17 protein-coding genes are annotated in these 17596 nt (G+C 61.1%); 9 read left to right on the plus strand and 8 right to left on the minus strand.

The window, feature by feature from the left end:
- The first annotated feature begins 20 nt into the window (after nucleotides 1-20).
- Both ACXWUF_RS06100 and lolD read left to right on the plus strand, forming a co-directional pair.
- Nucleotides 21-1268 (plus strand): lipoprotein-releasing ABC transporter permease subunit, encoded by a 1248-nt coding sequence (locus tag ACXWUF_RS06100; RefSeq protein WP_458493798.1) that lies wholly within the window; start codon nucleotides 21-23, stop codon nucleotides 1266-1268.
- A complete protein-coding gene (gene lolD / locus ACXWUF_RS06105) occupies nucleotides 1261-1941 on the plus strand; it encodes a lipoprotein-releasing ABC transporter ATP-binding protein LolD (RefSeq protein ID WP_458493782.1) in 681 nt (226 codons plus the stop codon). Before ACXWUF_RS06100 ends, lolD begins: the two co-directional genes overlap by 8 nt.
- A gap of 80 nt (nucleotides 1942-2021) precedes the next feature.
- On the opposite strand, the gene ACXWUF_RS06110 is transcribed toward lolD, so the two are convergent.
- From ACXWUF_RS06110 to mfd, 4 genes are all read right to left on the minus strand, one after another.
- Complete coding sequence (locus ACXWUF_RS06110) at nucleotides 2022-2591, minus strand: glutathione peroxidase (protein WP_458493783.1); 570 nt, start codon at nucleotides 2589-2591, stop codon at nucleotides 2022-2024.
- A gap of 72 nt (nucleotides 2592-2663) precedes the next feature.
- Nucleotides 2664-3086, minus strand: coding sequence for a PIN domain-containing protein (locus ACXWUF_RS06115; protein ID WP_458493784.1), 423 nt, complete (start codon nucleotides 3084-3086; stop codon nucleotides 2664-2666).
- On the minus strand, nucleotides 3074-3358 hold the full coding sequence (locus ACXWUF_RS06120; protein ID WP_458493785.1) for a type II toxin-antitoxin system Phd/YefM family antitoxin: 285 nt from the start codon (nucleotides 3356-3358) through the stop codon (nucleotides 3074-3076). Before ACXWUF_RS06120 ends, ACXWUF_RS06115 begins: the two co-directional genes overlap by 13 nt.
- Before the next feature lie 32 nt (nucleotides 3359-3390).
- Nucleotides 3391-6891 (minus strand): transcription-repair coupling factor, encoded by a 3501-nt coding sequence (gene mfd, locus ACXWUF_RS06125; RefSeq protein ID WP_458493786.1) that lies wholly within the window; start codon nucleotides 6889-6891, stop codon nucleotides 3391-3393.
- 755 nt (nucleotides 6892-7646) lie between these two features.
- On the opposite strand from mfd, the gene ACXWUF_RS06130 reads away from it, so the two are divergent.
- Nucleotides 7647-7979, plus strand: a complete 333-nt coding sequence (locus tag ACXWUF_RS06130; protein WP_458493787.1) for an H-NS histone family protein — start codon at nucleotides 7647-7649, stop codon at nucleotides 7977-7979.
- A 107-nt stretch (nucleotides 7980-8086) separates the two neighbouring features.
- Here ACXWUF_RS06130 and ACXWUF_RS06135 read toward each other — a convergent pair whose 3' ends face one another.
- Entirely contained in the window at nucleotides 8087-8977 is an 891-nt protein-coding gene (locus tag ACXWUF_RS06135; protein WP_458493788.1) for a carbon-nitrogen hydrolase, read from the minus strand.
- A 2-nt stretch (nucleotides 8978-8979) separates the two neighbouring features.
- On the minus strand, nucleotides 8980-10020 hold the full coding sequence (locus ACXWUF_RS06140) for an agmatine deiminase family protein (protein WP_458493789.1): 1041 nt from the start codon (nucleotides 10018-10020) through the stop codon (nucleotides 8980-8982).
- Nucleotides 10021-10369: 349 nt separating this feature from the next.
- On the opposite strand from ACXWUF_RS06140, the gene ACXWUF_RS06145 reads away from it, so the two are divergent.
- From ACXWUF_RS06145 to glnK, 4 genes are all read left to right on the plus strand, one after another.
- Complete coding sequence (locus ACXWUF_RS06145) at nucleotides 10370-10633, plus strand: nitrogen fixation protein NifZ (RefSeq protein ID WP_458493790.1); 264 nt, start codon at nucleotides 10370-10372, stop codon at nucleotides 10631-10633.
- Nucleotides 10633-12246 carry a SagB/ThcOx family dehydrogenase gene (locus ACXWUF_RS06150; RefSeq protein ID WP_458493791.1) on the plus strand — a complete coding sequence of 538 codons (1614 nt, stop codon included), beginning with the start codon at nucleotides 10633-10635 and terminating at the stop codon, nucleotides 12244-12246. Before ACXWUF_RS06145 ends, ACXWUF_RS06150 begins: the two co-directional genes overlap by 1 nt.
- 176 nt (nucleotides 12247-12422) lie before the next feature.
- Entirely contained in the window at nucleotides 12423-14360 is a 1938-nt protein-coding gene (gene acs, locus ACXWUF_RS06155; protein ID WP_458493792.1) for an acetate--CoA ligase, read from the plus strand.
- Nucleotides 14361-14390: 30 nt separating this feature from the next.
- Nucleotides 14391-14729 carry a P-II family nitrogen regulator gene (gene glnK / locus ACXWUF_RS06160; protein ID WP_458493793.1) on the plus strand — a complete coding sequence of 113 codons (339 nt, stop codon included), beginning with the start codon at nucleotides 14391-14393 and terminating at the stop codon, nucleotides 14727-14729.
- A 52-nt stretch (nucleotides 14730-14781) separates the two neighbouring features.
- Here glnK and ACXWUF_RS06165 read toward each other — a convergent pair whose 3' ends face one another.
- Complete coding sequence (locus tag ACXWUF_RS06165) at nucleotides 14782-15348, minus strand: MarR family winged helix-turn-helix transcriptional regulator (protein WP_458493794.1); 567 nt, start codon at nucleotides 15346-15348, stop codon at nucleotides 14782-14784.
- Nucleotides 15349-15586: 238 nt separating this feature from the next.
- On the opposite strand from ACXWUF_RS06165, the gene ACXWUF_RS06170 reads away from it, so the two are divergent.
- On the plus strand, nucleotides 15587-15856 hold the full coding sequence (locus ACXWUF_RS06170; protein ID WP_458493795.1) for a DUF2024 family protein: 270 nt from the start codon (nucleotides 15587-15589) through the stop codon (nucleotides 15854-15856).
- 230 nt (nucleotides 15857-16086) lie between these two features.
- Here ACXWUF_RS06170 and ACXWUF_RS06175 read toward each other — a convergent pair whose 3' ends face one another.
- Complete coding sequence (locus tag ACXWUF_RS06175; RefSeq protein ID WP_458493796.1) at nucleotides 16087-16677, minus strand: hypothetical protein; 591 nt, start codon at nucleotides 16675-16677, stop codon at nucleotides 16087-16089.
- Between the two features lie 95 nt (nucleotides 16678-16772).
- Here ACXWUF_RS06175 and ACXWUF_RS06180 point away from each other — a divergent pair.
- Nucleotides 16773-17596 (plus strand): AI-2E family transporter (locus tag ACXWUF_RS06180; RefSeq protein ID WP_458493797.1); only part of this gene is annotated, 824 nt, incomplete at its 3' end.

The following is a 17596-nucleotide window of genomic DNA, read 5'->3' on the forward strand; positions in this document are numbered from 1 at the left end:
CATCGCGTCATTCTCCCTTCATGTTCAAGCCTCTAAGCCTCTTCATCGGCCTGCGCTACACCCGCGCCCGGCGCCGCACCCGGTTCATTTCCTTCATCACCCTGGCCGCCATCTCCGGCACCGCGCTGGGCGTGGCGGTGCTGATCACCGTGCTGTCCGTCATCAACGGCTACGAAGTGGAACTGCGCGAGCGCATCCTCGGCATGACCTCCCATGCCTCCATCACCGGGTCGGCGGGGCAGCTTTACGGCTGGAAATCGCTGGAAGCCCCGCTCTCGCAAGAACGGCGGGTGCTGGGCTGGGCGCCGTACATCGAGGCGCAGACCATGCTGAACTCGGATAAACAGGTCAGCGGCACGATGCTGCGCGGCATCCTGCCGGACTACGAGTCCCGCGTGGCGGAAGCCACCACCAAACTGCAAACCGGCTCCCTGGACGCGCTCCGGCCCGGCGAATTCGGCATCATCCTGGGCGCGGAACTCGCCAAGCATCTGGGCGTGGCGGTGGGCGACAAGGTGGCCGTCATCAGCCCGGAGCTGGTCGCCACGCCCGCCGGGGTGCTGCCCCGCCTCAAGCGCTTCACCGTCATCGGCACCTTCAAGGTGGACATGTACGAGTACGACCGCAACCTCGCCCTGGTCCACCTGGACGACGCCGCCAAGCTGCTGCGCATGGGCGACGCCGTGTCGGGGCTGCGCTTGAAGCTTGACGATGTGATGTACGCCCGCCAATTGGCGCGGGACATCGGACCCCGGCTGCCGGGCCGCTATCTCGTCACCGACTGGACCCAGGCCCACAGCAACTTCTTCATCGCGCTCCAGACCCAGAAGCGGATGATCTTCGTCATCCTGGTGCTGATCGTCGCGGTGGCCGCGTTCAACATCGTGTCGTCGCTGGTGATGATCGTCACCGACAAGCGGGCCGACATCGCCATCCTCCGCACCCAGGGCATGACGCCCCGCGCCGTGATGGCGGCGTTCATCGTGCTGGGCACGGTCATCGGCCTGGCGGGCACGGTGCTGGGCGGACTCGGCGGCATCCTGTTGGCGCTGAACGTGGAGACCGTGGTGCCCGCCATCGAGCGCCTGTTCGGGGCGGACTTCCTGCCGTCCGACGTGTATTTCATCGGCGAATTGCCGTCCCGGCTGCTGTGGTCCGATGTGGCCCAAATCACCGGCACGGCGTTCCTGCTGTCCATCCTGGCGACGATTTACCCTGCCTGGCAGGCGTCCCGCATCAAACCCGCAGAGGAATTGCGTTATGAGTGAACCCGTCCTGAGTTGCCGAAACCTCGCCAAACGCTTCGACCAGGGCGGCCTGGACGTGGACGTGTTGCAGGATGTGACCCTGTCCATCGCGCCGGGCGAGCGGGTCGCCATCATGGGCGCGTCGGGTTCCGGCAAGAGTACGCTGCTGCATTTGCTGGGCGGGCTGGAAGCACCTAGTCAGGGCGAGGTCCGGCTGGACGGCGTGGCGCTGGCCGGGCTGAACGAGCGGAAGCTTTCGGAGCTACGCAACCGGGTGTTGGGCTTCGTCTACCAGTTCCATCATTTGCTGGGCGAATTCACCCTGCTGGAAAACGTCGCCATGCCGCTGCTGATCGGCAAGGCGTCGGTCGGCGAGGCCAGGGACCGGGCGGCGGATATCCTGGAGCGGGTGGGCCTGAGCAAGCGGTTGGAACACAAGCCCGGCGAGTTGTCCGGCGGCGAACGCCAACGCGCCGCCATCGCCCGCGCCCTGGTCACCCGCCCGAAATGCGTGCTGGCCGACGAGCCCACCGGCAACCTGGACCGCAAGACCGCCGACCATGTTTACGAACTCATGCTGGAATTGAACCGGGAATATCAGGTCAGCTTTTTGGTCGTGACCCATGACCCGGCTCTAGCGCAGCGGATGGATACGATTCTGCATTTGGAGGATGGGCGGATTGCGGGGGGATAACGAGACAAGTGCGCTATGCCGCTTCGGCCCCCTTCCCAGTGGGAGAGGGGGAAAATCGCATAGCGCGACTGCCCTGACCCTCATTTCTTCCCATCCTTCGCCGCCAACAAGCCCTCAATCTTCTGCCCCAATTCCGCATTATCCGGCGTGGTCAAGGACGAGTACGCCGCGACCACCTTGCCGTCGGCATCTATCAGATACTTGAAGAAATTCCACTTCGGCTTGGTGCCGGATTGCTCCGCCAATTGCTTGAAGAATGGATTGGCCCCGGCACCCTTGACCGGGCTGGCCGCGAACATGGGAAAGGTCACGCCGTAGTTGAGGTAGCACACCTTGGCGGTCTTCTCGGCGTCGGAATATTCCTGCCAGAAATCGTTGGACGGGAAGCCCAGCACCACCAAACCCCGATCTTTGTATTTCTGGTAGAGCGCCTCCAGCCCTTTGAACTGCGGGGTGAAGCCGCACTGGCTGGCGGTGTTCACCGCTACGATGACCTTGCCCCGGTAGGCATCGCAGAAGCGGACGGGTTCGCCGCCGCGCAGGGGCTTGGCTTCGTGGTTCAGCAGCGGGGGGCATTCGGCGGCGCCCGCCGGGACGATGCTCAGGGCGTACAGGGACAGGAACGGGAGGAAGGGGAAACGGAATTTCATGGTGGGCCTCATCAATGAAAATGGAAGGATTCGCCGCTGGTTTGACCGTGCGTTGGATTATGGTTCACCCCGTTACGGCTCGAACCAATTCTCCACCCACAACCCCTCGAAACCCGCAAAATCATCCACGTTGCGGGTAACGATCACCAAACCATTCACAGCCGCGATGGCGGCGATTTGGCTGTCATAGTAAGCCCGTGGCAAACCAAGAGCGAGGAGCCGGGCACGCTCAGCAGCCAGCCATTCGGCGGCGCGGGCATCGAAGGCAAGGATCGGAACAATCCCCTCAATCCGGTTTCGCAAATATTCCTCGATCTGGCGGCGGCGGGAGGGCGGCAAACGGTTCATGCCAAACAACATCTCCTGCCAAGTCACAGCGCTGATTGCCAAAGCGTCGGCGAACATTCGCAACCGCGTTTCAACCAACGGATTCGGGCGGGTAGCCAACGGCTCCGACAGAATGTTGGTATCCAACAAATAATTCACTCGTCCCATGAAAAATCCCTGGCTGGGCTACGGTCGCGCCAACTGGCGATTTCTTCATCGGTCAAATCCACCGGCTCGAAATCCGGGGCCGAACGCATTTCCTGAATCGCCTCCCAAAAATTCTTTTTCTTCTCGCCTCCAAGCCGCTCGTATTCCGCAATGGACATCAGCACCGCCACCGGCTTGCCCTGCCGGGTGAAAGTGACGGATTCACCCGATTCAGCTAGGCGGACGAGTTCGGCCAACTGGGTATCCGCCTCGGTTAACTCATATAGGATCACGGCCTAGCCCTAAGCAAAGAATTCAGTCGCGGTTACAAACCACTCCCACCCTCACCCGCCAACACCCCCACCAACTTCTCCACAAACCCAATCTTCGCCTCCGCGTCGGCGAACTCCGTAAAAAACCGCAGCTTGTCCTGCCCATCCAACTTGTAATTCTTGGGCCGGGTCTGAATCAGCATGATGACCTTCATCGGGTCGATGGGCGGATTGGGATGGAACAACAAGCGCCCGCCCGTCGGCCCCGCCTCGATCTTGCGGATGCCCAGCTTCTCCGCCTTGAGCTTCAAGCCGGTGACGGCGAATAGCGTTTTGGTCGCTGGCGGCAGCAGCCCGAAGCGGTCGATCATTTCCACTTGCAGGGCGCGGAGTTCCTCGTCGTCCTTGGCGTTGGCGATGCGCTTGTAGAACACCAACCGGGTATGCACGTCGCCCAAATAGGTATCGGGGATGAGGGCCGGGGATTGCAGGTCGATTTCCGGCCCGGCCTCGTGGGGCAGCAAATCCACTTCCGGTTGCCGCCCGGATTGCAGCGCCTTGACCGCCCGTTCCAACAAATCGGTGTACATGCTCAGGCCGATTTCTTGGATTTGGCCGCTCTGCTCGTCGCCCAGCAACTCGCCCGCGCCGCGAATTTCCATATCGTGGGACGACAGCATGAAGCCCGCGCCCAAATCGCCGGTGGCCTCAATGGCTTCCAAGCGCTTGATGGCGTCGGCGGTCATCAGCGTTTTGGGTGGCACGATCAAATAGGCATAGGCCCGATGATGCGAACGCCCCACCCGCCCGCGAATCTGGTGCAACTGCGCCAGCCCCAGCATGTCGGCGCGATTGATGATGATGGTGTTGGCGCTGGGCACGTCGATGCCGCTTTCGATGATGGTGGTGCAGAGCAGCACGTTGAAGCGCTGGTGATAGAAATCCAGCATGATGCTCTCCAACTCGCGTTCCGCCATTTGGCCGTGGGCGTGGCGGACGCGGGCGATGGGAATCAGCGCTTCCAATTCCCGCTGCATCTTGTCCATGGTTTCAATCTTGTTGTGCAGGAAGTAGACCTGCCCGCCGCGCTTGATCTCGCGGAGGATGGCCTCCTGAATCAACGCGCCGTCCCACTCGCTGACGAAAGTCTTGATGGCGTGGCGGTTGGGCGGCGGCGTGGCGATGATGGAAATATCCCGTAGGCCCGACATCGCCATGTTCAGCGTGCGCGGGATGGGCGTGGCGGTCAGGGTGAGGAAATCCAGTTCGCTGCGGAGCTTCTTGAAATGCTCCTTCTGACTCACGCCGAAGCGCTGTTCCTCGTCCACGACCACCAGCCCCAAATCCTTGAACCGCACGTCCTTCTGCAAAATCTTGTGGGTGCCGATGAGGATGTCGATCTTGCCCCCGGCCAAATCCTCGACCAGTTGGCCGGTCTGCTTCTTGCCGACGAAGCGCGACACGGTTTCCACCCGGATCGGCCAATCGGCGTAGCGGTCGCGGAAATTCTGGAAGTGCTGTTGCGCCAGGAGCGTGGTCGGCACCAGCACCGCCACCTGCTTGCCGTTCTGCACCGCGATGAACGCGGCCCGCATGGCGACTTCGGTCTTGCCGAAACCCACGTCGCCGCAAATCACCCGGTCCATGGGCTGCGTGGTCGCCATGTCCTTCAAGCAATCGAGAATGGCTTTCTCCTGGTCGGGGGTTTCCTCGAACGGGAATCCGGCGGCGAAGGCGGCGTAATCCTCGGTGAACGTCTCGAAGCTCAAGCCCTGCCGCGCCGCCCGCTTGGCGTAAATATCCAGCAACTCCGCCGCCACGTCCCGCACCCGCTCCAAGGCTTTGCGGCGGGCTTTCTGCCACTGTTCGCCGCCCAGCTTGTGCAAGGGCGCGGCGTCCTCGCTCGCGCCGCTGTAGCGGCCCACCAAATGCAGCGAGGACACCGGCACGTACAGCTTGTCGTGGTTGGCGTATTCAAGAGCGAGGAATTCGGTTTCGATGCCGCCGACCGTCAGCTTCGCCAGCCCCAGATAGCGCCCGACGCCGTGGTCGGTGTGGACCACGGGCTGGCCGATGTCCAGTTCTTCCAGGTTGCGGAGAATCTGGTCCAGATTGTGCCCAGCGGTGGCGCGACGGCGGCGGCGTTGCTGGACTTTCTCGCCGGACAATTGGCTCTCGGCGATGATGGCCAGCGGCGGCTCGGCGATCCATAGCCCGTGATCCATGGGCGCGACCACCAGACAAGGCGTGTCGGTCCCGTCCACGAAATCCCGCCAAGTATCCACCACCTTCGGCCTGATCCGATGCTTGCCCAGCGTCTCAAGCAGGGCTTCCCGGTGCCCGGCGGTTTCCGCCACGAACAGCAAGCGCCCGCCCATCTCGGCCATGAAGGCACGCAGCGCCGCCGCCGGTTCCTTTTGCTTGGTGTCCAGGGCCAGCGATGGCAGCGCACGGCAGGCATAGCTGGCGGCAGTCGCACTGCCGGGAAGCGCTGTGTCGGCTTCGGCCAGGATGACCTTGGGCCGGGCGGCGAGTCGTTCAGCCAGATTTTCCGGGCTGAGGAACAGCAATTCTGGCGGCAAGGGCGGCTTGTCGATGTGGCCGCGCCGCTGCTCGTAGCGGCCCTGGGTATCGGCGAAGAACGCGGCGGCGGCGTCCTCCACCGGGCCATGCAGGACGACGGCGGTGTCCTTGGGCAAATAGTCGAACAGGGTTTCCGTGGCCTCGACGAATAGCGGCAGGTAGGACTCGATGCCGCCGGAGGCAATGCCCTTACTGATGTCCTGATACAGCGGGTTGTTGACCGAAGCCTCCGGGAAATGCACCCGGAAGGATTTGCGGAAGCGCTTGATGGCCTCGTCGTCAAACGGAAATTCGCGGGCCGGGAAGAGGTTGATTTCCTTCACCTTGTCGGCGGAGCGCTGGGTCTCCGGGTCGAAGGTGCGGATGGATTCCACCTCGTCGTCGAACAACTCGATGCGGTACGGCACCTGACTCCCCATCGGGAACAGGTCGAGGATCGAGCCGCGCACCGCGAACTCGCCATGCTGCAAGACCTGCGACACGCATTGATAGCCCACGCCTTCCAGCCGTTGGCGGGTTTCTTCCAGGCTCAGGTGGGCACCCGGCTTCAAGATGAAGGTGTTGCCCAAGACGTGGGTGCGCGGGGCGATCCGCTGCATCAGCGTCGCCACCGGCGTCAGCAAGATGCCGTGGCCGGTGCGGGCCAGTTGCGACAGGGTTTTCAGCCGCTCGGAGACGATTTCCGGCAGGGGCGAAAAAATATCGTAAGGCAGGGTTTCCCAATCGGGGAAATGCAGCACCGGGGCCGCGCCCCCTAAAAAGAACGCGATTTCATGCTCCAACCGCACCGCCGTCTGGGTGTCCCGCGTCACCACCAGATACAAGCGCTGGTCCTGCCGGACGGCTTGGGCCAGGGCCAGCGCATCCGCGCCGCCGTCGAGTTGGCGCCAGGCCACGGCGCCCGCCGACTTGGGCGGCAATACCGGATTAAAGGGTGAAAGGGTGGGATTCGCGGCGGAAAGCTCGTTCATGGTTGGATAGTCCTGGCACCTCGGAGCGTCGAGGCAGTTTCAATGAGCGAAGGGAAAAAGTCATCGCGGGCCTTTGGGCCGTGGGTAGCGGAAAGCCATTATCGCAACTTTTTGTTCCATCGGCCCATCCGGCGCTTTGGGAATGGGCCGTTCATGGCCCGATAACCCCGCCCCAATCATAGGGAAACATTCCTTCAAAGCGGCGTTATACCCAGTCCGTCCCCAACAAATAAGGCGCCGGTTTCCGGTTGAGCGTTTCAATAGGCGCGGCGATTCCTCCGCTCGATACCCGTGCCTTAACCTAATGGCGATTCCGTTTCATAGGCAAAGCGGCTGATTACACTCACTGTCAAGGCACGGGCGACCGATGTTATCGGCCTCCCGCCCGTAACCATTAAATGATGTCATTATCCTTCCACGACATTCGCTTTCAGGTGGCCTGACGATTACCTTGCATCAGAAATAGTTCAAATTTCATCGGCTTTTACCCCGCCGGTGCCGTTTGAATGAGCGCTTTCATAAGACGCCAACAGTCCAAAACCGACGATTTGCCGCTATAACCAACCTGGACTGGCAAGCCATATCAACAGAAGCAGGGCCGGCCCCCACCTCAAATAACCTTTCGGGAACCACTGACATAGTCAGCAGTCGGAACCTATGAATCCTTTTGATATTTCCAAAATTTCCCATATACTATCCCGGTGATAAGGATTAACTTATTGCTCTGTCCATAACGCACAACAACGAGGTTGACCATGAAAAGCAATTTCACCGATTTGTCCGACGCCGAATTAGCCAGCCTGATTGAAGATGCCCATAAAGCCCTAAGGGGAAGGCAGGATGGCAGACGCAAAGAAACCCTGGCTAAAATTAAAGAACTGGCCGCTTCCATCGGCGTCAACGCCGAAATCTCGGACCCTTCCTCCCCCAGCAAGCCGGGCGGGAGAAAAGGTACCAAGGTTCCGGCCAAATATCAGAACCCGAATAACCTTTCCCAGAAATGGACGGGCCGGGGCATGAAGCCGAAGTGGCTGCAAAGTTTGTTGGAGCAAGGCCGCGATATTAAGGAATTCGAAATCGGCACCTAATTTTTCCCGAAAAAAAGCCCGGCCCCGGAGAAATCCGGGCCGGGCTTTTTTGTTATAGCCGAACAGGCCGACTCGGTTCTTAAAACCGGGTCGGCCTATATATGCGATTAATCCAAAAACCGCTTGGTCAAGCCGCCGTATTCGTCAATCCGGCGGTCACGCAGAAACGGCCAGATACGCCGCACATTCTCGGAGCGCTGGCGGTCGATTTCCACCAGGAAAACCCGCGCCTCGCTATCATTCGCCCGGCAGATAAACTCGCCCTGCGGACCCACGGCAAAGCTATTGCCCCAGAACTGAATCCCCGGCAACTGGCCGCTGGGATCGGGTTCCTGGCCCACCCGGTTGCAGGCGATGACTGGCAAGCCATTCGCCACGGCGTGACCGCGCTGCACCGTGACCCAGGCGTCCAATTGGCGCTGCCGCTCGGCTTCGTCGTCGGAGGGATTCCAGCCAATCGCGGTCGGGTAAAACAGCACATCCGCCCCCGCCAAGGCCATGAGCCGGGCGGCTTCCGGGTACCATTGGTCCCAGCACACCAACACCCCCAAACGGCCCACGGACGTGGTTATGGGGGTGAATCCCAAATCCCCCGGCGTGAAATAAAATTTCTCGTAATAGCCCGGATCATCGGGAATATGCATTTTCCGGTACTTACCTATCAGCGTGCCGTCTCTCTCCAACACCACCGCCGTATTGTGATATAAACCGGGTGCCCGTCTTTCAAACAAGGAGGCGACAATCACCACACCTAGCTCTTTGGCGAGAGCGCCGAGTATCTCCGTGGTGGGGCCGGGTATCGGCTCGGCCAGATCGAACGTAGCGCAATCCTCGGTTTGACAGAAATACGGCCCCAAATGAAGCTCCGGCAGCAATACCAGTTCCGCGCCCGAAGCCGCCGCCTCGCGGATTCCCTGGATGGAAGCGTCGAGATTCACCGATGCGTCCGTCGAACCGCAAGCTTGCTGAACAAAACCGATTTTCAGAGTGGGCTTCATCGTCAGGAAACTCCGACATTCCAGGGAAACTGCATGGTCATACAATGCAGGCTGCCATATTGGCGAATCAGGGGTATGCAATCAATGGCGACCATTTCGCGACCAGGAAAACATTCCGCCAGCCGTTCCAAGGCTTTTGTATCGGCGGGATCGTCATACACCGGCACCAGCACAGCGCCATTAATAATCAGGAAATTGGCATAAGTCGCCGGGAGCCGGTCGCCATCCTCGCTATAAATAGCTTGCGGTATGGGCAGCGGCACCAAGCGATAAGGCTGACCAGAATTTGAGGTAAAGGTTCGCAATTGCGCGGCCATGGTTTCGAATTCCGGGAATAAGGCATCGTCCGGCTTATCGCAGGCGGTATAGGCGATGGTATCCGGCGAGCAGAACCGGGCCAGGGTGTCGATATGGGCGTCGGTATCGTCGCCCTCGGCGTGGCCGTGTTCCAGCCACAGGATTTTTTCCGCGCCGAAGCTGGCTTTAACCCGCGCCTCGATGTCTTCCCGGCTCAATTCGGGATTGCGATTGGGATTTAACAGGCACCGGCTAGTGGTCATCAAAGTGCCCGCGCCGTCGGCCTCGATACTCCCGCCCTCAAACACCAAATCCACTTTGTGTATCGGTGTGGCGCCTAATAATCCGGTGGCGTAAAGATTTTCAGCGAGTTTGGCATCGGCGCTGTGTTCGTATTTTCCGCCCCAGCCGTTGAAACGGAAATCCAGCAGCCGGATACCCTCCGGCGTTTGAATGGATAAGGGGGCGGTGTCACGGACCCAGACATCGTTATAAGGGATTACCGCATAACGCACTTGGCTGGCGTCCACGCTGAGCGCGGCCAGTTGGGCGGCGATTTTGGCGCGGTGCGATTCATCGCGGCAAGCCACGATGAGGGTTTGTCGCTGGGCGATGGCGGCGGCGATAGTGGTATAGATTTCTTCCACGGCGGCCAGCCATGGGCTGAAATCGCCCTCGGCATAGGGCCAGGCCAAAAGCACGGCGGATTGCTCCGCCCATTCGGGTATTAAATAAGTGGCGGTCACTGGGATAGGTGGTATATGTGGGAAAGGGCGGGATTTTAGCGGAAAAATGTTGGGTGGGTTTGGCGAGGCTGTGGGAGCGGGCTTCAGCCCACGACAGTTCGTCACCCGGTCGCGGGCTGAAGCCCGCTCCCACAGAAAGCGAGCGCTTGGGAACCAGCCATACCCATGGCCCCCGTCTTGCTTGTCAAACCCCGCATCGAACCGGCACTATAGCCCGGCGGCGGCCGCCGCCCCAGAAATCCGCCGGTCTCAATGTGTTCACTTCACGCCATCCCGACCGCTGCGGATTGGCTTTCCAACAAACCGGATCGGTGCTTGTCCGATTCGCAACAAGAGAGGCTTGTTCCTTATGGTGAATGTGGAATCCCTGGAAGATGGCGACATCGTTTACGCCGCCGTGCCGTTCCATAACGACGGCAGCATTCCCGGCCTTGAGGAGGACGCCCTGCTGGCCGCCGAAGGCAGCCGGGGCGTGATCGTGGCGCGGGGCCATCTGGAAGACAACCCCGACCAAAGCATCCTGCTGGTGCGCTTCGAGGACGCCGAGAAAAATCTCGGCCCGCCCATCGGCGCGTGGCCGGAAGAGCTCCGCGCCGAAGCGGACCTGCACTAATGTCCGGGCCGCTGGAAGGCGATCCGCTGGCGAAGGTCCGCGCCTACCACCAACGCACCAAGCACGCCCTGGGCGCCTACGCCAAGGGGCCGGGCCAAATCGACTGGGCCACCCAGCCGGACCCGTTCCGCCGCTACGAAGGCGCGCCGGCGCGGGAACTGCCCCTGGCGGCGGATCGGTTCGTGCTGTCCTACGCCAAGCTGTTCAAGCCCGGCGCCTCGCCCGCCTCCCCCGCCAAACTGGGTTCCATCGCCGCGCTGCTGGAACTGGCCTTCGGCCTGTCCGCCTGGAAGGGCTACGGCGAGGACCGCTGGCCGCTGCGCTGCAATCCGTCCAGCGGCAACCTGCACCCCACCGAAGCCTATGTGGTGGCGGGGGAAGGCGTCGCCCTCCCGCCCGGCATCCATCATTACGTCAGCCACGACCACGCCCTGGAACACCGCTGCCAAGCGGACCTGCCGTTCCGGGGACTGCTGGTCGGGTTTTCCTCCGTCCACTGGCGGGAAGCCTGGAAGTACGGCGAGCGGGCCTTCCGCTATTGCCAACACGACCTGGGCCACGCCCTGGCGGCGCTGCGCTACGCGGCGGGCGTGCTGGGCTGGACGGTGTCGGTGCTGGATGAATGGGGCGACGCGGACATCGGCGCCTTGCTGGGCGTGGACCGCCCGCAGGATTTGGGCCGGGGCGAACCGGAAGTGCCGGACCTCTTGTGCCGGATTCATTGCGGCGAGTTGGAAGCGTCCCTGGACATCGACGCCCTGGTGGCGGCGGCGCGGGCGGGCGAGTGGCGGGGCGAGGCCAACCGGCTGAGTCGGCGGCATTTGTTCGACTGGCCGGTCATCGACGCAGTCCACCAAGCCGCCCTCAAGCCACGAACGCCAGCCACCCTGTCCTGCCTGCCGGAGCCGCCGCCCCTGCTGCCCTCGGCCTGCGATCTTGCCGCCGTCGAACTCATCAAGCAGCGGCGCAGCGCCCAAGGCTTCGACGGCAAGACCGCCATCACCGCCAAGGCCTTGTTCCGCATCCTCGACGCCACCCTGCCCCGCCCCGGTCTGCCGCCCTTCGATGCGTGGCCGTGGGCACCGCGTGTGCATTTGGTGCTGTTCGTGCATCGCGTGACTGGATTGCCGCCGGGGATTTATCTGTTCTGCCGCCACGAAAAGGCGCTGGAAAGGCTGCGGGCCTTGAAGCGCAAGGAGTTCGGCTTCGATCTCGCGGAGAATTGCCCCACGCACTTCAACCTGTTCCGGCTGATCCGCGCCGACACCCGCAAGGCCATCCGCACCCTGTCCTGCCAGCAGGCCATCGCCGCCGACTGCGCTTTCAGCTTGGGGATGCTGACCGAATTCGACGCCGTGCTGGAAGAATGCGGCCCGTGGGGCTATCGGCGCTTGTTCTGGGAAACTGGCCTGATCGGCCAGGTTCTATACCTAGAAGCGGAAGCCGCCGGAATGCGTGGCACCGGGATAGGCTGCTTTTTCGACGATCCGGTGCATGAATTGCTGGGCCTCGAAGGCACGGAATTCCAGAGCCTTTACCACTTCACCATCGGGGCGCCCGTGGTCGACGACCGGCTGGAATCGTATCCGGCTTATGCGCATTTGGGGCGTTAGAGCGTTTTCGGGTTGGATGCACGGGCGTGGGAGTGGGCTTTAGCCCACGATTTGGGACAGTGGAGTAGTCGCGGGCTAAAAGCCCGCTCCCACAACTCAAAGCACAGGAATTTTCGGTAAAATCCGGCCCATCGCCGACCCGTGGCGGTTCCCTTTTCCCCAGGAATCCAAACCCGATGTCTGAAGAAAAAACCTACGAAATCCCGCCGGATGTCGCCGCCCACGCCCTGGTTTCCCAGGCGGATTACCAAGCCATGTACGAGCTATCCATCCGCGACCCCGAGGGTTTCTGGGCGGAACAGGCCACCCGCTTCGTCACTTGGTTTGAGCCATGGAGCAAAGTCCACGAATGCGATTACCACACCGCCCATATCTGCTGGTTCGAGGGCGGCAAGCTGAATGTCAGCTACAACTGCCTGGACCGGCACTTGGCCGAGCGGGGCGACCAGACCGCCATTCTGTGGGAGGGCGACGATCCCAGCCAAGACGCCAAGCTGAGTTACCGCGAACTGCACGAGCGGGTGTGTCGGTTCGCCAACGCGCTCAAGACGCGGGGCGTTAAGAAAGGCGACCGGGTGTGCATCTATCTCCCGATGATCCCGGAAGCCGCCGTCGCCATGCTGGCCTGCGCCCGGCTCGGCGCGATTCATTCCATCGTGTTCGGGGGCTTCTCGGCGGACGCCTTGAAGGACCGCATCCTCGACGCCGATTGCCGGTATGTCATCTGCGCCGATGAGGGTCGCCGGGGCGGTCGCGCCATTCCGCTGAAGGCCAACGTGGATCACGCGCTCCTGTCCTGCCCGGACGTGGCGGCGGTGTTCGTGGTGCGGAACACGGGCGGCCCGGTCGATTGGCACGGGCGGGACGTGTGGTATCACGAGGCCGTCGCCGACCAATCCGCCGATTGCCCGCCGGAAAGCATGGACGCGGAAGACCCGCTGTTCATCCTCTACACCTCCGGCTCCACCGGCAAGCCCAAGGGCGTTTTGCACACCACCGGCGGCTATTTGCTCTACGCCGCCATGACCCACCAATATGTGTTCGACTACCATCCCGGCGATGTGTATTGGTGTACCGCCGACGTGGGCTGGGTGACGGGCCATTCCTATTGCATCTACGGCCCGCTCGCCAACGGCGCGATTACCTTGATGTTCGAGGGCGTGCCGACCTATCCCGCCCCCGACCGCTTCTGGAAGATCATCGACAAGCACCGGGTGAACATCCTCTACACCGCCCCGACCGCCATCCGCGCCCTGATGGCCCAAGGCGACGAGTGGGTGAAGCACGGCCAGCGCGACAGTTTGCGCGTCCTCGGCTCGGTGGGCGAGCCGATCAATCCCGAAGCCTGGGAGTGGTATTATCGGGTGGTCGGCGATTCCCGCTGCCCGGTGGTCGATACGTGGTGGCAGACCGAAACCGGGGGCATTTTGATTACCCCGCTGCCCGGCGCCACGCGCTTGAAGCCGGGTTCGGCGACGCTGCCGTTTTTCGGCATCGTGCCCGCCATCGTCGATGGCCAGGGCAATGTTTTAGAGGGCGTGTGCGAAGGCGTGTTGACCCTGACCCGCTCCTGGCCCGGTCAGGCCCGCTCGGTGTTCGGCGACCATCAGCGCTTCCGCGAGACTTATTTCACGGCGTTTCCCGGCAAATATTTCACCGGGGATGGCGCCAAGCGCGACCAGGACGGCTATTACTGGATCACCGGGCGGGTGGACGATGTGTTGAACGTGTCCGGGCACCGCATGGGCACCGCCGAAATCGAGAGCGCCCTGGTGCTGCACGACAGCGTGGCGGAAGCCGCCGTGGTCGGCTACCCGCACGACATCAAGGGCCAGGGGATTTACGCCTACGTGACCCTGGTCGCCGGGGTGGAACCCAGCCCTGAGCTACAGCACGAATTGATTCAGCTAGTCCGCAAGGAAATCGGCGCGATTGCCACACCGGACGTGATTCAATGGGCGCCCGCCCTGCCGAAGACCCGTTCGGGGAAAATCATGCGGCGCATACTGCGCAAGGTCGCCGCGAACGAACTGGACAACCTGGGGGATATTTCCACCTTGGCCGACCCGTCCGTCGTCGGGGACATCATCGAACACCGGGCCAACCAACAATAATAGGCCCGGCCATACCCACTGGAGAGAGACATGAAACTGATCACAGCCATTATCAAGCCGTTCAAACTGGACGACGTGCGGGAAGCCCTGTCGGACATCGGCATCACCGGCATCACCGTGACCGAGGTCAAGGGCTTCGGGCGGCAGAAGGGCCACACCGAGCTTTATCGCGGGGCCGAATACGTGGTGGATTTTCTGCCCAAGGTGAAGGTTGAGGTGGCCGTCACCGACAGCCTGCTCGATCAGGCGGTCGATTGCATTATCAAAGCGGCCAATACCGGAAAGATCGGCGACGGCAAGATTTTCGTGACGGCGCTGGAGCACGCGATCCGCATCCGCACCGGCGAGACGGGCGAGCAGGCGATTTAATGCCAAGGCCAAGGCCGACTCGGTTTCTAAAAGCGAATCGGCCTTTTATTTTTTATTGGGGAAACTCGTGTTCCCGGCACAGTTTTTCCGCGTCCGCGTCGGTCAGCGCTTCGGTCGTCAACGCACAACGCCGCGCCCCGCCCTGCCCCACCTGATGATGGCGGCAGCTTTTGCAGGCGCCGAAGGTCTTCAAGCCGTTGGCCCATTGCAGCCGACGCAGGATCAGGGTCAGGGTGTCCAGCACCGATTCCTCTTCCCGCGCCGATAAGCCTTCCACCGCCGTGCGGAAAACTTGCGGCGGAATCGACTCCGTCACCACCTGCTTGCCCAATTCGCTCAGATTCAAGTGAACGACCCGCCGGTCGCGGGCGTCGGCTTGCTTTTCAATCAGACGGTTGGCTTCAAGCACGCCGAGGGTTTGGGAGACCGTGCCCTTGGTCAGTCCCAAGAATTCGGCGACCGCCACGGGGGTGTTGCTGTACTGGTTGCAGCGGCTCAGATAATGCAGCGCCTCCAATTGAACCGGCTGCAATCGGCTGGCGATGCCGGTTCTCCGCACGTCGGTGCGGATCAGATTGGCGATGCGTTCCAAATATTCGTAGATATCTTCGGAGTTCATAAGCTGACAGGCATTAAAACAATTTCTTATTGACAAACCAGAGATGAATTCCTACATTAGGTATCGACACGATACCTTGATGACATAAAATGCGCAATTCTTCGAGATGCAGAACGAGCTGCTAGCGCTGGGTTTGCTAAAGCCTTAGCCGCCGCGCTCCATTTTTTAGAATCCCGCCCCCGTCATAATGCACCAATATTGATTCTAGAATTCCAATAATAGTAGTCAGGTTAAAAATATGAGCGGGATCCACGTATTCGACACCTACGCCAAAAGCACCGCAGGACGCATCATGCATTTCGACGTGGTGCTGCCGGAAAACGATCAACCCAAAGCCGTGGAGTCCGCCCGGCTGTGGCTGAAATCCATGGGTGAGGAAAATGCCGTGGTGAATCCCCAAAGCTGTTGCCACTGTCATAGTGAACCGACGGCATCGCCGGACATGCTTGATGAAATCCAAGCCCGTGGATTCGCCATTTTCAGGCTTGAGGGCTGCCCGAAGGGCTGAGTGGAATCATTAGGACTTCGGTGAAAGGCTTGTTTTCCGTGATGCGCGGGAGCGGCGGAGGGCAGGAGGCGGCCTTCCGACGCCGCCCCGCAGGTCTGGCCTTGTGCTTACGCCCGATGCCTCACGGCTTGAGTTGAGGCATCGGGCATGAGGTTCACGCCCGACCTACGGAATTCGGGGATCCCCCGCCCCCCGGCCAACCACATCAACCCGGCCAACGGACGGCTTTGTCAACCGCCTTCCCGGTTGCCACCCGTCGAATCAATGGCCTTGCCCATGCAGGTCATGACGTGATCGGTCACGCTGTTGGCCGCCTCGCGGGCCTTCTTGGCGGAGCCGAATAATCCCTGGTAATCGGTAATGGCCTTTTCCGCGTCGCCAGGCGACTTGACGCTGATGAAGCGGGTGTAGGCCTCGAAGAATTGGGCGCGGCGGGGATCCCCCGCGAAGCCCGGCAAGGCACCGGAAATCTCGCCGACCACGCACTCGGCGACGACCGCTGGATCGAGCTTGTAATCCTTCAAGTCCTGATCATCCTTGAACTTTTCGATTAGCACCTCTTTCAGCCCGGTTTTCTCTTTGGTCGAGCAACCAGCCAATGCCAATACGGCGCAAATCGTGAGCAATAATTTTTTCATTGGAAAACCTGACGCAAGTCTCTCAAAGCTGAGTTTAAAAAGCTTTCTATTATGAGCGGGAACCGCTTCGCTTTCCAGCGCATGAAGATTCGGCGACGCGAACAGCGCCTGATCCGCCGGTTGACAAATGGAACGACCGAGCCAACTGCCTGAAATACGGGGCTTCGTGCCGATCGAAGCCAAGTTTGATGTACCATGGAATGGTGACGGGATCGCCCAGCTTTCTCTGACCCACGGTTTACGACCCTCCCAAAACAACAACTATAAGAAGAAAAGCTATGCAAACGCTGCGCACATGGGTGAGCGATTGGATTAGGCGGGTGCTGCCCAACGACCAAGCGGTGTCCTTCGCGATTCTGCTGACGGTCGGATTCGTGCTGGTCATCAGCTTCGGGCAGATGCTCATGCCGGTGCTGGCCGCCGGTGTCATCGCCTATTTGCTGGAAGGCATTGTCGCCATCGGCGAAAAAAAGAAACTGCCCCGGCTCATCGCGGTCATCGCGGTTTATGTACTGTTCCTGGCCTTCGTCACCTTCCTGCTGGTCGCCCTGCTGCCCCTGCTGTTCCAGCAGACCGAAGAACTCCTGGAGCAATTGCCGAGCTGGGTCACACGGGGCCAAGCCTTGGTGATGGAGCTGCCCAAGCAATATCCCAACTTCATTACCGAGGAACAGCTTTTTGAAATGATGGCCACCGTGCGCCGGGAACTCATCGCCTGGGGCCAATCCATGCTGAGCTATTCCTACGCCTCGCTGGTCAGCATCATCACCTTGATTGTGTACCTGATTTTGGTGCCGCTGCTGGTGTTCTTTTTCCTCAAGGACAAGGACCGCATCCTGGGTTGGTTCATCCCCTACCTGCCGAGGGACCGCCATCTTTCCCTGTTGGTCTGGCACGAGGTGGACATTCAGATCGGCAACTATGTGCGGGGGAAATTCTTCGAGGTGCTGGTGCTGTTCGTCGCCAGCTTCGTGACCTTCTCGCTGATGGGCCTGAATTATGCCCTGCTCCTGTCGGTGCTGATGGGCCTGTCGGTCATCATTCCCTATGTCGGCGCGACCTTGGTCACGTTTCCGGTGGTCATCGTGGCCTTCTTCCAGTG

The organism is Methylomagnum sp. (assembly GCF_054333355.1).

Bases quoted from the DNA above. Each gene is read 5' to 3' on its own strand.
- ACXWUF_RS06115 (WP_458493784.1), bottom strand. From the start codon at position 3,086: ATGGGACGAGTGAATTATTTGTTGGATACCAACATTCTGTCGGAGCCG.
- ACXWUF_RS06165 (WP_458493794.1), bottom strand. From the start codon at position 15,348: ATGAACTCCGAAGATATCTACGAATATTTGGAACGCATCGCCAATCTG.
- lolD (WP_458493782.1), top strand. From the start codon at position 1,261: ATGAGTGAACCCGTCCTGAGTTGCCGAAACCTCGCCAAACGCTTCGAC.
- glnK (WP_458493793.1), top strand. From the start codon at position 14,391: ATGAAACTGATCACAGCCATTATCAAGCCGTTCAAACTGGACGACGTG.
- ACXWUF_RS06170 (WP_458493795.1), top strand. From the start codon at position 15,587: ATGAGCGGGATCCACGTATTCGACACCTACGCCAAAAGCACCGCAGGA.
- acs (WP_458493792.1), top strand. From the start codon at position 12,423: ATGTCTGAAGAAAAAACCTACGAAATCCCGCCGGATGTCGCCGCCCAC.
- ACXWUF_RS06110 (WP_458493783.1), bottom strand. From the start codon at position 2,591: ATGAAATTCCGTTTCCCCTTCCTCCCGTTCCTGTCCCTGTACGCCCTG.
- ACXWUF_RS06130 (WP_458493787.1), top strand. From the start codon at position 7,647: ATGAAAAGCAATTTCACCGATTTGTCCGACGCCGAATTAGCCAGCCTG.
- ACXWUF_RS06145 (WP_458493790.1), top strand. From the start codon at position 10,370: ATGGTGAATGTGGAATCCCTGGAAGATGGCGACATCGTTTACGCCGCC.
- ACXWUF_RS06135 (WP_458493788.1), bottom strand. From the start codon at position 8,977: ATGAAGCCCACTCTGAAAATCGGTTTTGTTCAGCAAGCTTGCGGTTCG.
- mfd (WP_458493786.1), bottom strand. From the start codon at position 6,891: ATGAACGAGCTTTCCGCCGCGAATCCCACCCTTTCACCCTTTAATCCG.
- ACXWUF_RS06150 (WP_458493791.1), top strand. From the start codon at position 10,633: ATGTCCGGGCCGCTGGAAGGCGATCCGCTGGCGAAGGTCCGCGCCTAC.
- ACXWUF_RS06100 (WP_458493798.1), top strand. From the start codon at position 21: ATGTTCAAGCCTCTAAGCCTCTTCATCGGCCTGCGCTACACCCGCGCC.